The sequence below is a fragment of the Candidatus Accumulibacter phosphatis genome, assembly GCF_012939955.1.
Lineage (GTDB): Bacteria > Pseudomonadota > Gammaproteobacteria > Burkholderiales > Rhodocyclaceae > Accumulibacter > Accumulibacter delftensis.
This window is the reverse complement of the sequence record NZ_SPMY01000005.1, coordinates 85,034-99,385: the sequence shown is the minus strand read 5'-3', so window position 1 is coordinate 99,385 and position 14,352 is coordinate 85,034. Positions and strand designations below refer to the sequence as shown.

Below are 14,352 nucleotides of genomic sequence, written 5' to 3'. Positions count from 1 at the left end.
CTCAGGCGAATCACCAGGCACGAGCGGCGTTTGCCCCCTTGCCGGTGGTCGGGGCGCAGATGAGCAGGGAAAACGCCTTGCTTTCGCCAGCGACTGATCGCGGGCTAAGCATCGCCTTGATCTTTGCCCTCGCTGCCGAGCGCTTGTCGGTCTACTACAGCCATGATCAGTGGCTGAAAGAAGGCCAGGGTGCCACTCTCGCCGCCGACTGGTTGGCGCGCTCGCAACGCCGACTGCCCCTCGCCGAGCGACGGCAGCTGTCTGCCTTGAGCGAACAACTGGCACGGCAGGTTGCCGACACCCTGTCGCGGGAAGCCGGACTGCACACGGCGCACGAAATGATGGAAGCGCTCGATGCCCGCTACGAGTCCGAGATTGGACGCACGCTGATGGTGGAATGTGAGCGGCTGCTGGATAGCGCTCTCGCCGACCAGGCGTCAAGCATCCCTCCCCGTTAGGGTGGTTTGGTTTACCCTTGGAAGGAAAAATTTCGGGGGAAACTCATTCCGCCGAGAACACCTTGATCGGCGCTAGAATTGGCGCCGAGCGCGAGGCATTGTCGTTGCAGGACTATCGAGAGGTCTGACATGAGAGCTATTTTCGCTTTGCTGGCATTTTCTTTTTCGACGGTGGCCTCCTCCGCGTGCTACATCATCTATACGCGATCGAAGGAGGTGATATGGCAGGGGAGCAGCCCGCCAGTAGCCATGAATACCCTTTATATCGACGCCGAAGTACAGAAGAAAGTGCCCAAAGGGCATATGGTGATCTTGATCGGTTCGCAGGCACCTTGCCCGGCGATAGATTTCACCGTTCCGAGAAGAACGATGCGGCAAGCGGCTGCGGAAATGAACAACAACTAAGCCGGAGCAGCCGCCCGGCCATGTGCTTTCCCAAGTTCCGGCTGGCCACCGGCGGCGGCTGCCAGTGTAGTGTTGCACGCAGTATGGAACCTCTATAGATTCCGGCTACCACGTTGGCTTCGCGCCGCTGTCCGGCTTGCTGAAAGCCTTATTGGAAGTTCGGCGCTACACCACCCGCCCGCACGTCATTGCCACGTCGGCTGCGCCTCCTCGCAATGACGGTGGGTAGGAGAGGGTTGCCGAACGTCTCATCAAGAATGCAGCACTGCACTGGCCAGCCGGCTACGCAGCCTTTGACAACACAATTCGAAGATCGAAATGGCCAGCGCCCCGCGGGGCGCGTTGTGCCCGGCGTCGGTCGCCACACTCAGGCTAGGGCTGCAACTCGATCTCGCCCGGTCGCCAGCTCTTGTCGAACCACGGCTCAAGTGGTCCATACAGACGCAGGATCATGAACCAACCTTTTCCGGGAATCGTCTGCACCCAATTGCCTTCCTTTCCAGCCGGAGCTTTGGGGCCAAAATAGACATCGACAGAGCCATCCTTGTTGACCACCATATCCTTGTTCTGGCTGCTGACGCTGGGGAACTGCTGATCGGTCTGGACCATCGAGCGCGTCTGGTTGTCATAGACGACGACCGACCAGAAGTCCGCGACCGGAATATTCGGCGGAAGATGCAGCTTGTAGTTTTTCCCGCCTTCAAAGGGTTTGCCGTCGGCGTCCTGTGCGGACCAAGGATACTGCGAGCCCTTGCCGACCATTTTTTCGGCCATGGCCGGGGTGACGCCCGTGGCGAAGTAGTAGAAGAAGGCGTCTTCTTCGCGCATTCTGAAGGCAATCGCCCGCGCGGTCACGGTGCCGATATTGGCGGCGTCGGTCAGAATCTTTTTCATCCGCGCATCGGGATCGAAGGGCTTGCCCTTCTCGATGCCGATCGAGGCAAACAGGCCAAGGGTTGTCGGGTCGCTTCCGGCGCTGGGTTCTTCCTGAATGGCTTCGTTCAGGAGACTCCAGAAGCTGTAGTCGCCGGGAGGAACGAAGTTCGAAGGAAGTCCGGAGGCATTGACGAACTTCATCTCGGGCGGATTGGCCGCATCGGAGAGCTGATAGATCTTGAGATGTTTCTTGGCCGACTCGACGCCGGGCCTGGTCGATCCATCGACCAGAAAGGAGCGGAAGGGCATCCAGTTGCCATAGATGCTCGGACGGACAACGAAATATCCTTCAGGCACTTTGCCGGCGTAGCCTGGTGGCAGTATCAGATACTTGCCGCCCTTGCCCTTGTCGGGACCGGTGATGCCGATGTCAGCCACCCATTTGTACCAGAAGTCAGTCAATGAGCCCCAGGACCATGGGGGGAACCTCAACCACCAGCGGCCCCTTCTTCGTATTCAGCCAAATGAAGCTGTAGATGGTGTTGTCGTTGGCTGTGAGTTCAACGGTTTTCGAATCAACGAGGTCTTCCCAGATCACGTCCGTTTGGTTTACCGGTCCGAACTCGCGCAGCGTGCTACGCATACTCACCTGATTCACGATTGGAATGGCAAGCAGGTAGGCCTGCAGTGCTCTCGAGGCATCAAGATTGTCATAGACCGTCTGTGTCGTCGCGTCATCTGGATAGCCGTAGTCGAGTTTCAGAGTGCCGATTGACGTACTCACCGTATCCGGCACCATCACCCCGGGAGCGATGGGCGTGCTCATCTGCTGCGGCTTGGCTGCATAGGAGGAAGTCACCCCGACCAGGCAGCACGCCAGCAGTGCCGCCAGGAGGCATTTCGAAAGCTCAGGTCTCATGCGTTTCTCCGCTTGGTTTGCTGGTTTCAAAGTAGTGCCGCAGAGAGACAGGAATCGTGAGCCCTGCACGGTCAGCACCGAAAAGGCGGGACATTCCATGCGCAACGCCCCGCCTGCCCGAAGATCCCGCGACGCACGCTCCTGCGCTCGCGCTGTACGCCGCCCGCTTGCCGACTACATGGGCGCGGGTTGCACGCGAGTCAGCGGTTTGCCGTCGAGCGCCTCGGCCTGCGCACCATCGAGCTTCTTGATGTCCTCCGGCGTAAGCTCCGGCCGATCGACCTTGATCGTGAGCTTGTTGAGCTTGGCTGTCAGCGGGAATGGCGGCTTGTAGTCGGTGTCGTTCACCCCGGTCAGGGTGTCGGAACCGATGTCGAAACTCTCGTCCCACTGCAGGATCATCGGCAAGGTACGTTTCATGTTGATGGTCTGCACGTCCTTGCCGTCCACCTTGAGGGTGCCGGTGCCGGGACGGCCGAGCCCGCTCATGTTGTTGAAAGCGAGCGTGCCGAGGCCGAGACCGTCGTACGTAAAGTCGAACTCCAGCGTGTGCTTACCTGCAGCGAGAGCTTCTGGCCCCTCCCACTTGATGCGCATCAGATCGACCAGGTTCCACAGGAACACCGGCTTGCCCTTGAGCAGGTAGAAGCCGTAGCCGGCAAAGCGCCCACCCGAGGTCAGGATCATGCCTTCGGCACCGCCTTCGGGGACGGTGATTTCCGCCGTAATCGTGTACGACGCATCCAGCAGGAACGGCGAATCACCCTGCGGCAAGCCGACCATCGGTTTGGTATACACGACCATGTTCTGGTTGATGCCGCCGAGCCGGGAGGCGTTCTGCTTGAACCAGTCGAACGGCGTGTCAAAGGCCCATGACCAGCCGGCCGACATGTGGTTGTAGGTGAGCTCGGTGCCCCAGACGTCGTAGAACTTCATCTGCACGTCGACCGGAATCTCGTTGAGGCCGTTGAAGAACGCCACCTCGTTGGGGGTACCCAGCGGGCCACCCTCGGCGCTGGTGCCGTTGTCGCCGTTGATGTAGATGATCAGCGTGTTGTCGAGCCTGCCCAGGTCCGCGAAGGACTGGATCACGCGGCCGATCTCGTGGTCGTTGTAGGCGGCATAGGCGGCGAAGATCTCGACCTGGCGGATGAACAATTTCTTCTCCTCCGCGCCGAGTTGATCCCAGGGCTTCAGAAGCTCATTGGGCCAGGGCGTCAGCTTCGCATCCTTGGCGATCACGCCGAGCTTCTTCTGGTTCTCGAAGATGGTCTCGCGCAGCTTGTTGTAGCCATCGTCGAAAAGGTGCATCGCCCTGATCTTCTCCACCCACTCTCTCGTCGGATGATGCGGTGCGTGCGTGGCGCCGGGCGCGTATTTGATGAAGATCGGCTTGCTGGGGTCAGTCTGATGAATGCGCGTCATGTAGTCGATGGCATCATCAGCCATCCCGGTGATGAGGTTCCAGCCCGGCTTGCCCTCGAAGGGATAGATTTGCGTGGTATTGCGGAACAGGTTCGGCTGCCACTGGTTGGCGTCGCCGCCGACGAAACCGTAGAAGTACTCGAAGCCCATGCCGGTCGGCCACTGATCGAAAGGCCCGACCTGGCTGGCGGCAAAGGCCGGCGTGTTGTGGTCCTTGCCAAACCAGGCTGTGGAATAGCCGTTGTCGAGCAGAATGCGACCGATCGTTGCCTTGTCCTTGCCGATAATGCTGTTGTAGCCGGGGAAGCCGGTGGACTGCTCGGAAATCACGCCAAAACCGGCCGAGTGGTGATTGCGCCCGGTAATCAGCGCCGCGCGCGTCGGCGAGCACAGGGCGGTCGAGAACACACGGTTGTAGCGCAAGCCTTCGTTGGCAATACGGTCCATCGTTGGCGTCGGAATGACACCGCCAAAAGTGCTGGGGACGCCGAAGCCGGCGTCGTCGGTGATGATCAGCAACACGTTCGGCGCACCCTTCGGCGGCACGATGCGCGGCGCCCACCAGGGCGTCGACTGCAGCGCGTCGTCCTTGATGACCCCGCCGAACGCCGGATCGGGCGCCGGAAGTTGTTTAGCGCTGATGCTGGTGGTAGCACTGGGTGACCCCAGGGTGCCGGTGACCTGCTGCGCCGTGGCCGGGCTGGCCACCAGCAGGGCAGTGAGGAGCAGGCATAGGGTGGTGGTGAAACTGCGAATCCTGGACATGGTTTCCTCCCGAATAGTCATGCCTGTTAAATATTGCAACTTTGGGGCATATGATGCCTTGCAGTTCCGGACAGATTCTCTTTTGCCGTGTTGATCGCCGAGCTGAAGTGCCCGGGCCGCACAAAACGCACGGACTTACTACACCCAGGGAGCAGACCCGTGGTCATGAAACACCAAGCGCAAGGGCCGTCGTTGGATTCACTGACGACCAGCAGACGAGGGGAGATTTGCGTCGGCCCGATTCTCGCAATCCCGCTCGTCCTCAGCGAACTGGGAGTCAGCCCGCAGGACGTGTTTGCCCTGGCCAGAATCGATCAGCGGCTATTCGACAATGCCGACAACAGGATCGCGATCGAGGCCCTGGGCGTTCTTTTTGAAACCTCCGTGGCGCTCACCGGCTGCCTTCATTTCGGACTGCTGGTCGGTGAGCGCTTCGAGTTGCAGAGCCTCGGTCCGCTCGGCGAGGCGATTCGTGCCCTGCTACGGTATTTCCACGTCCACGACCGAGGCGCAGCGCCGCTACTGCTCACTCCCGACCCTTCCCGTGTCGTTCTCGGGTATTCGGTTTTCCACCACGGCTTGCCAGCACTCACGCAAATTCAGGATGCGGCGATCATGATCGGCTACCGCATCCTTGCCGAGCTGTGCGGATCTTCCTGGAAGGCGCTGCGCGCACAGTTCTTGCACGCGCCGCCCGCCAGTACCGCCGCGTATCACCGGCTGTTCGGCGCCAATGTTGCCTTCGAGGCCGAAGTGTCGGGAATGATATTCGCTCCGTCCTGGCTGGGAAAGGAAATCGAAGGCGCCGACGCGAATCGCCTTGAGCGGGTCAGCACAGCGATCCGGGATGCGGAAGCCAGGGGGCCGATGGGCTTTTCCGAGCGCGTGCAAAGCATGCTGCCGCAAATGCTGCTCAGCGGCATGGCTTCGGCCAAGGCGGTCGCGGGCCTGTTTGCCGTCCACGAACGAACGCTGCGGCGGCGACTGGAGGAAGAAGGAACGAACCTCCAGCAACTGATCAATCAAACGCGCTTCGAGCTTGCGCAGCAGTTCCTCCAGAATACCGCCCTGTCCGTGTCGGCGATTGGCGCTGCGCTGCGCTACGACGATCCGAATGCCTTCTCGCGAGCGTTTCGTAGCTGGGCGAACTGCAGTCCCAGCAAGTGGCGTGCGCAGCATTGACCGCGCCTGCTCGCGCCACGCCCGAACTTCGCCCGACCGCTGCGGTCAGTTGGCCTAGCTGCTACTATGCGAACGCGTATCCACACTGAATAGATAGCGCGCAAACCGATGGGAGACCCATGCGCAGCAACACCCACCTGCACCTGCTGCTTGCCAGCCTGGCCCTGCTCTGCGGCCCGGCCCTGGCAGCGGACCCGCCGCCAGCGAGCGTGATCGTCGCTCCGGCCCGCCAGATCCAGTTCGCCGACAGCATCGAAGCGCTGGGCACGGTCGCCGCCAGGGAATCGGTCGCCTTGACGGCAACGGTCACGGAAACCGTCAGCGCCCTCCACTTCGACGACGGCGACCGGGTCGAAAAGGGCCAGCTACTCGCCGAATTGAGCAGCCGCGAGGAGCACGCCCAGCTCGAGGAAGCGCGCGCCACGGTCAGCGAAGCGCTGCGTCAGTATCAGCGTTTCCAGTCGCTGGCCGCCAAGGGCACCGCAGCCAAATCGCTTCTCGACGAACGCCAGCGTGACTGGGAAACGGCGCGCGCCCGACTGGCGGCCATCGAGTCGCGCCTGGCGGACCGACTGATCAAGGCGCCATTCGCCGGCGTTGTCGGCCTGCGCGACCTGAGCGTCGGGGCACTGGTCGAGCCCGGCGACCTGATCACCACGGTCGACGACGACAGCGCCGTCAAACTCGAGTTTCCGGTCGCCGCTACTTACCTCGAGGTGCTGCGCCCCGGCCTGGAGGTAAGCGCCAGCAGCCGCGCCTTTCCTGGACGCCGCTTTCACGGCACGATCAAGGCGGTGAATAGCCGTATCGATCCGGTCACCCGTTCGATTCGCGTGCGCGCGACGCTGCCGAACCCCGAGCACCTGCTCAGGCCCGGCCTGCTGATGAACGTCCTTGTACAGCAGGAGCCGCGCACGACACTGCTCATCCCGGAGGAATCGCTGCTGCCGCTCGGTGAGCAACAGTTCGTCTTCGTGGTCAACGCGGACGGCAAGGTCGACAAGCGTGAATTGCAGATCGGTGGACGTCGCCCCGGGCTGGTCGAAGTCGTCAAGGGCGTCGCGGTGGACGAACAGGTCATCACCCACGGCCACATGCAGCTGCACCCCGGGCAGGCGGTCCATATCATTGCTATTGACGATGGCAGCCGCAACCTGGCCGAACTGCTGCGCTCGCTGCCCGGCGGCGTCGCTACCCCATGATTCTCTCCGACGTATCGGTCACCCGGCCGGTGTTCGCCTCGGTGATGTCCCTGCTGCTCATCGCCTTCGGCCTGCTCTCCTTCGAGCGCCTGCCGCTGCGCGAGTACCCGGACATCGATCCGCCGATCGTTACCGTCGAGACCGGCTACCCGGGCGCGGCCGCCAACGTCGTCGAGAACCGCGTCACCAAGTTGATCGAAGAGCGTATTTCGGGTATCGAGGGAATTCGCTTCATTGCCTCGAGCAGCGAAGATGGGCGCTCGCGAATCACGCTCGAATTCGCCGTTGGTCGCGACATCGATGCCGCCGCCAACGACATTCGCGACCGCGTCTCGGCGATCGTCGATGACCTGCCCGAGGAAGCCGAGCCACCGGACATCCAGAAGCAGGACAGCAATGAAGACGTGATCATGTGGCTCAACCTGGCTGGCGACGGCATGAGCATCCCGGAACTGACCGACTACGCCCGGCGCTACCTGATGGACCGCTTTTCGGTGCTCGACGGCGTCGCTCGAGTGCGCGTCGGCGGCGGCCAGGAATACGCCATGCGCATCTGGCTGGACCGCCGCGAACTGGCGGCGCGCAAACTCACGGTCGCCGACGTCGAGGGCGCACTGCGCGCCGAAAACCTGGAGCTGCCAGCCGGCAGTATCGACTCCGAAAACCGTCAGTTCACGGTGCGCACGCAGCGCAGTTTCCTGACCGCGCAGGACTTTGCGCAGCTGGTGCTGGCACGCGGTGACGACGGCTACCTGGTACGCCTCGCCGACGTCGCGCGCGTCGTGCGCGGCACCACCGAAGACCGCCTCTTCTTCCGCGGCAACGGCGTGCCGATGGTCGGCATCGGCATCACCAAGCAGTCCACGGCCAATACTCTGGCCGTCGCCAAGGCGGCGAAGGCAGCGATGGAGCGCATCAACAGCACTCTGCCGGCGGGCATGGCGATCAAGCAGAGCTATGACAGCTCGGTCTTCGTCGAGGGCGCGATCCACGAAGTCTACAAGACGCTCTTCCTCGCCATCGCCATGGTCGTCGGCGTGATTTTTCTCTTCCTCGGCAGTCTGCGCGCCATGCTGGTACCGGCGGTGACCGTGCCGGTCTCGCTGGTGGCCACTTTCATGGTCCTGCTGGCGCTCGATTTCTCGCTCAACATCCTCACCCTGCTGGCGCTGGTCCTGGCCATTGGCCTGGTCGTCGACGATGCCATCGTGGTTATCGAGAACATTCACCGACGCATGCAGGAGTACGGCGAAACGCGTCTCGTGGCCGCCTACCGCGGCACCCGCCAGGTGGGTTTCGCCGTCATCGCCACCACCGTCGTGCTGGTTGCGGTGTTCGTGCCGATTGCCTTCCTGCAGGGCAATATCGGCCGCCTGTTTGCCGAGTTTTCGCTGACCATGGCGGCTGCCGTGTGTTTCTCGAGTTTTGTTGCCCTGTCTCTGTCGCCGATGCTGGCCTCGAAGATCCTGCGCCAGGATGCCGAGCACGCGCGCCTTTCGGGGCTTGTCGATCGCTTGTTCGGCAGGGTGCGCAAGAGCTATCACACCCTGCTGCAAGGCTCCCTGCGGCACAGCTGGATCATTATCCTGCTCTTTCTCGCCCTGCTTGCCAGCTCGATATGGCTGTACCGGAACATCCCCGATGAGTACGCGCCGCGCGAAGACCGGGGCGTCTTTTACGTGATGGTCAGTGGCCCGGAAGGAAGTTCATACCCCTACATCGCGGCCTACATGACCGAGATCGAGCAGCGCCTGATGCCGCTGGTGGAAAGCGGCGAGATCGCACGCATGCTGGTGCGCGCACCGCGCGCCTTCGGCAATTTCGAGATCTTCAATACCGGTATCGTCATCAACGTCCTCAGCGACTGGTCGCAGCGACGCTCGGCCTGGGAAATCATGGCCGATGTCAACCAACGTCTCAAGGATCTGCCCGGCGTGCGCGCTTTCCCGGTCATGCGCCAGGGTTTCGGCTCGCGCATCCAGAAACCGGTGCAGTTCGTCATCGGCGGCGGCACCTATGAACAACTCGCGCAATGGCGCGACACTTTGGTCGAGCAGATCAACGCCAACAACCCTGGCCTGGTCGGACTGGACTGGGACTACAAGGAGACCAAGCCGCAACTGCGCGTGGTGATCGACTACGACCGCGCCGCCGAACTCGGGGTCAGCATCGGCGACATCGGGCGGACGCTGGAAACGGTGCTCGGCGCGCGGAAAGTCACCACCTATATTGATGCCGGCGAAGAATACGACGTGATCCTGAAAGGCGAGCGCGGCACGCAGCGCACCCCGGCCAGTCTGGAGAACATCCACGTCCGCTCGGCGCGCACGCAGGCACTGATACCACTTGGCAACCTGGTGCGGCTCGAGGAGTTTGCCGATTCGCTTCAGCTCAACCGTTACAACCGGGTGCGTGCGATCACCCTGGAAGCCAATCTCGCCGAAGGCGTTGCGTTGGGCGACGCTCTGCGCAGCCTCGAGAAATTGACCCGGGAACACCTGCCCAGCGAAGTGATCATCGACTACAAGGGCCAGTCGGAGGACTTCAAGTCGACCGGCGGCACCATCCTCTTTGCCTTCGTGCTTGGCGTGGTCATCGTTTTCCTGGTGCTGGCCGCGCAGTTCGAGAGCTGGATCCATCCCTTCGTGATCATGCTCACCGTGCCGCTGGCGATGGCCGGGGCACTCCTCGGCCTTTATTTTTCCGGCCAGACACTCAACCTCTACAGCCAGATCGGCCTGATCATGCTCGTCGGCCTTGCCGCCAAGAACGGCATTCTGATCGTCGAATTTGCCAACCAGCTGCGCGACGCCGGCAGACCTTTCCGCGCCGCCCTCATCGAGGCCGCCGAAATCCGCCTGCGCCCGATCGTCATGACCGGCATCACTACCGCCGCCGGTGCCGTTCCGCTGCTCCTGTCAGCCGGTGCCGGCACGGAAACACGCACGGTCATCGGCACGGTAGTGCTCTGCGGCATCCTCTCGGCCACCTTGTTCACCCTCTTTGTGGTGCCCGTCGCCTACGACCTGCTGGCCAGGCATACCGGCTCGCCAAATCGCGTCCACCGGCAGCTGGAAATGGAACTGGCGGCCAGCGATGAGCAGGCACGTGGAATGGAAAGCCTGGCGGGCAGCGACAACAAAGCTGCCCATGAAAAGACTCGCTTGCGTGAAAATCCATGATTCTCTGAGGCACGGCTCATCGCCCCGGGAACATCCGACAGGCGGCTGGAGAGCGGCGGACGCAACCCCGATTTACGCAAAGAAGGACGGCTAATGTTGAAGTTCACATGTTGCGATGAGATGCGGCAGTTCTTCTCGCCAGATCACGCGCAGGTTTTGCGCGCTATCACGCGCGGCTACGAGCGCGAATGCTTGCGCGTAGACGCCAGCGCCTATCTAGCGCAAACCCCTCACCCCCTGACGCTGGGCTCCAAACTCACCCACCCCTGGATTACCACCGACTACGCCGAAGCGCTGCTGGAGTTCATCACCCCTCCATCACAAGACCCGGCCTTTCCCCTGGATTTCCTGCGCGACATCCACCGCTTCACGGCCCGGCAGATGCGGGGAGAAATCATGTGGGCAGGTTCCATGCCCTGCGTCGTCGGCGACGACAAGACCATCGCCATCGCCAACTACGGCAGCTCCAACTCCGCCAAAATGAAGTCTGTTTATCGCGAAGGCCTGGGCCTTCGCTATGGGCGGCACATGCAGACGATTGCCGGCTCGCACTACAACTGGTCGCTGCCTGAGGAGTTCTGGGTGATCTTGAAAGGCTGCTGCTCCGGAACAGGCAGCCTGCAGGACTTTGTCAGCGAGCGCTATTTCGGATTGATTCGCAATTTTATGCGTTTTGGCTGGTTGATTCCCTACCTGTTTGGTGCCTCGCCCGCAATCTGTCAGTCATTCCTGCAAGGCCGCCGCTCAGGCCTCCAGGAGCTCGTTCCAGGCACCCTGTTCCGCCCCTACGCGACCAGCCTGCGCATGAGCGACCTGGGCTATCAGAACCGGGCGCAAGATCAACTGCACGTCAGTTTCAATTCGCTGGCCGAGTACACCCGGGCACTGGAGACGGCGATTCGCACCCCTGATCCGTTCTACGAAAAGCTGGGCGTGCGCGAAGGCGAGCGCTGGAAGCAACTCAACGCGAACCTGCTGCAGATTGAGAACGAATTTTATGCCGGCATCCGGCCCAAGCGCGTCGCCAAGGCCGGCGAGCGCCCGGCGCTGGCCTTGAAGAAATACGGTGTCGAATACCTGGAAGTGCGCCTGTTTGACCTGAACCCGTTCGTAGACATCGGCATTGTCCCCGCGCAAAGTACCTTTGCCGACATCCTGTTGCTGATGTGCCTTTTTCATCAGAGTCCGCCCATTTCGGCTCGCGAGCAGGGGGAGAACGACGAAAACCAGACCCGTATCGTCAACCAGGGCCGCCAGCCTGACCTGACCCTGCTGGTGTACAACCGCGAACAAGCTTTCCGGCCCATTGCACACGCCCTGTTTGACGACATGCAGCCTTTTGCGCAGATGCTGGATGTGGCTTACGGTGGCGATAACTACAGCCGCACGCTGGCCAGCTTGCGCACGCGAATTGATCACCCGGAGACGACGCCGTCGGCCCAGGTGCTGCTTGCCGCCAGGGAAAACAAAGGCTACTTCAAATTCGCCATGCAGCAGTCCCAGCAGCACCACGAGAGCTTGCTGGCCCAGTCGCTGGACGCGGCTACCTTGGCCAGGTTCGAGGCCAGCGTGCAAGCCTCGCTGGCCGAGCAACAGCGATTGGAATCGCTGCCGCAGGGGCCCTTTGAGGACTACGTGGCGAGTTACTACGCATAGAGGGCAAGCGCCCAGGACTCGCGTCCTTGGAAACAACCCTGGCGCGCGGATAGAGTTCAGTAGCCAAATCTCGATCGGAAGCTGGGCGCAATCACCGTCTCTGCGCGCGCCGCCGGCACCCAAACCAACTTTCCCCGGATGACTATCGCCATGTCCAAACCGAGCACTATCGACGAACGGCAAGCGCCAAGCGGCGTGCCGGCGGCGAAATTCGCCCTCTGGGCGCTGGGCTTTCGTCCGTTCTACCTGCTCGCCAGCATCTTCGCCGCGCTGTCGATTCCGCTCTGGATCGCCCAATACGCCGGCTATCTGCCGGCCGCTTTGGCACACAGCCCGGCCTGGCACGGTCACGAGATGCTCTTCGGGTACACGCTGGCAGTGATCGTCGGCTTTCTGTTCACAGCCAGCCGTAACTGGACCGGACAGCCAACACCGAGCGGCGCCGCCCTGCTCGCTTTCGCGCTACTGTGGGTCGCCGGGCGGGTCCTGATGCTGACGCCCTACGCGATGGCGGCAGCGATCGCCAACGCCGCCTTGCCGGTGGCGGCCGCCATCGCGCTAGCCATTCCGCTGTGGAAGAGCCGTAACCAGCGCAACTATTTCTTCGTCCCCTTGCTGATGCTGCTTGGCGCAGCGGTGCTGGCGATGCATCTTTCCTGGCTCGGCTTGCTGGCCTGGCCCGAACGAGCCAGCTTGCTGGTCGGGCTCGACATGGTTCTGTTCATCATCGCGGTGATGGGTGGGCGCGTGATCCCGATGTTCACCAACAACGGCATCCCCGGAACACTGGCGACCCGCCATCCGCTCATTGAAAAGCTCGCCCTGGGGAGCGTTCTGCTCTTGCTGGTGGCGGACGTTCTACCCGCTCCCGCGGCGCTGATCACGATCATCGCGCTGACCGCCGCCCTGGCCCACGCAGCCCGGCTCTACCTCTGGCAACCCTGGCGAACCCTGCGCACACCGCTGGTGTGGGTGCTGCATGCGGCCTACGCCTGGATCGTCGTGTACCTCGTACTGCGCGCCTCGGCGGCGCTCGGCCTGGTCGCCGAGGCGCTGGCGCTGCATGCACTGACCATCGGCGCCATCGGCGGCATGACCCTGGGCATGATGACCCGTACGGCGCGCGGCCATACCGGCCGTCCCCTGGTCGCCGACCGCTACGAGATCGCCGCTTTCGTGCTGGTCCTGTGCGCCGCGCTGATCCGCGTCTTCGGCGGGATGATCTTCCCCGACGCCTACCTGGGCACGCTCATCGGCTCGGGGATTTGCTGGTCGCTGGCCTTCACCTTGTACGCGATTCGCTACTGGCCAGTGCTGTCACGCGCGCGGCTCGACGGCAAACCAGGCTAGCCAGCAGGCAGTGACGAAAACGCCAACCTGTGTGAGGATTGTTACCATGCCTACCAGCCCGCCCGCTGCCACCCCGTTCACGAAGGCTGCACGCCTTTTTATGCGGGCAGCCTTCGTTTTCGTCACCGCGGCGGGAGTTTCGCTGTTTCTGCTCAGCGAGCAGACGAGTGCCTACTTCGCGTGGACCATCAAGCCGCCCATCACGGCTTCATTCCTCGGCTGCGGCTACCTCGCGGTGGCCACGGCGCTGGGGCAGGGATTGCGCGAATCGGACTGGCGGGCGGTGCGAGTGGGCATCTGGGTAGTGGCCACGGGACTCATTTCGATTCTCATCGCCACTCTCCTGCACCTCGACAAGTTCCATCTCCATAGCCCGCTGTGGACCGCCAGGGTTTGGGCCTGGAGCTGGCTCGTCCTCTATGTCGCACTGGTGCCGGGCCTGTTCGCCGCCCTCTGGACGCAGTGGCGTCAAGCGGCGACGAGGCCACCGTCCGGCATGGCGCTAGCCGCCGGCCTGCGCCTCGGTCAGCGCTTGTTGGGCGGCATGATGGTGTTGATGGGGGCGGCCCTGTTCCTGGCCCCAGGGAGTGCGGAACAACTCTGGCCATGGTCCCTGAGCCCGCTCACGGCACGCATGGTCGGCAGCTTCTATCTCGCCATCGGCGTCAGCCTCTTTGCCGCGGCGCACGAAAACAATTGCGCCCGCATCCGGGTCGCAAACTTCGCCTACCTGGTGTTTGCACTGCTGCAGCTGCTGACGGCCCTGCGCTACCCGGTCGTGGACTGGCGGACTGTGCCGGGGCTTTTGCTCGCGGCGGTGATCTTCGCCTTGTTGACCATCGGAAGTATCGGGGTACGCGCTAGCCGCAGGGTTCCGACTATCAGTACCTGACGGCGGCCATTATTGGCATAATGCGAACCATATTCACCCC

Annotated in this window: 9 protein-coding genes and 1 pseudogene; 8 read left to right on the top strand and 2 right to left on the bottom strand. The window is 62.4% G+C overall.

Annotation, left to right across the window (positions count from 1 at the left end; all coding sequences use genetic code 11):
* Positions 1-59: 59 nt before the first annotated feature.
* Entirely contained in the window at positions 60-458 is a 399-nt protein-coding gene (locus E4Q23_RS01825) for a hypothetical protein (protein WP_169065075.1), read from the top strand.
* Between the two features lie 129 nt (positions 459-587).
* Positions 588-863, top strand: coding sequence for a hypothetical protein (locus tag E4Q23_RS01820; protein WP_169065047.1), 276 nt, complete (start codon positions 588-590; stop codon positions 861-863).
* A gap of 372 nt (positions 864-1,235) precedes the next feature.
* On the opposite strand, the pseudogene E4Q23_RS24470 reads toward E4Q23_RS01820, so the two are convergent.
* Together E4Q23_RS24470 and E4Q23_RS01810 are read right to left on the bottom strand one after the other, a co-directional pair.
* Positions 1,236-2,658 (bottom strand): annotated as a pseudogene (locus E4Q23_RS24470) (DUF1254 domain-containing protein).
* A 174-nt stretch (positions 2,659-2,832) separates the two neighbouring features.
* On the bottom strand, positions 2,833-4,848 hold the full coding sequence (locus E4Q23_RS01810) for a sulfatase-like hydrolase/transferase (RefSeq protein ID WP_169065046.1): 2,016 nt from the start codon (positions 4,846-4,848) through the stop codon (positions 2,833-2,835).
* Positions 4,849-5,013: 165 nt separating this feature from the next.
* Between E4Q23_RS01810 and E4Q23_RS01805 the strand changes: the two genes are divergently transcribed.
* The 6 genes from E4Q23_RS01805 to E4Q23_RS01780 all read left to right on the top strand — a co-directional run bounded on the left by E4Q23_RS01805 (position 5,014) and on the right by E4Q23_RS01780 (position 14,312).
* Positions 5,014-6,030 carry an AraC family transcriptional regulator gene (locus E4Q23_RS01805; RefSeq protein WP_169065074.1) on the top strand — a complete coding sequence of 339 codons (1,017 nt, stop codon included), beginning with the start codon at positions 5,014-5,016 and terminating at the stop codon, positions 6,028-6,030.
* Between the two features lie 119 nt (positions 6,031-6,149).
* Positions 6,150-7,232, top strand: a complete 1,083-nt coding sequence (locus E4Q23_RS01800; RefSeq protein ID WP_169065045.1) for an efflux RND transporter periplasmic adaptor subunit — start codon at positions 6,150-6,152, stop codon at positions 7,230-7,232.
* On the top strand, positions 7,229-10,414 hold the full coding sequence (locus tag E4Q23_RS01795; protein WP_169065044.1) for an efflux RND transporter permease subunit: 3,186 nt from the start codon (positions 7,229-7,231) through the stop codon (positions 10,412-10,414). The genes E4Q23_RS01800 and E4Q23_RS01795 overlap by 4 nt, the downstream gene beginning before the upstream one ends.
* A gap of 93 nt (positions 10,415-10,507) precedes the next feature.
* The gene (gene gshA, locus E4Q23_RS01790; RefSeq protein ID WP_169065043.1) at positions 10,508-12,070 is read left to right on the top strand and encodes a glutamate--cysteine ligase; all 1,563 of its coding nucleotides are present in this window, start codon (positions 10,508-10,510) and stop codon (positions 12,068-12,070) included.
* 150 nt (positions 12,071-12,220) lie between these two features.
* Complete coding sequence (locus tag E4Q23_RS01785; RefSeq protein ID WP_169065042.1) at positions 12,221-13,420, top strand: NnrS family protein; 1,200 nt, start codon at positions 12,221-12,223, stop codon at positions 13,418-13,420.
* 46 nt (positions 13,421-13,466) lie between these two features.
* A complete protein-coding gene (locus E4Q23_RS01780) occupies positions 13,467-14,312 on the top strand; it encodes a hypothetical protein (protein ID WP_169065041.1) in 846 nt (281 codons plus the stop codon).
* Positions 14,313-14,352: the final 40 nt, after the last annotated feature.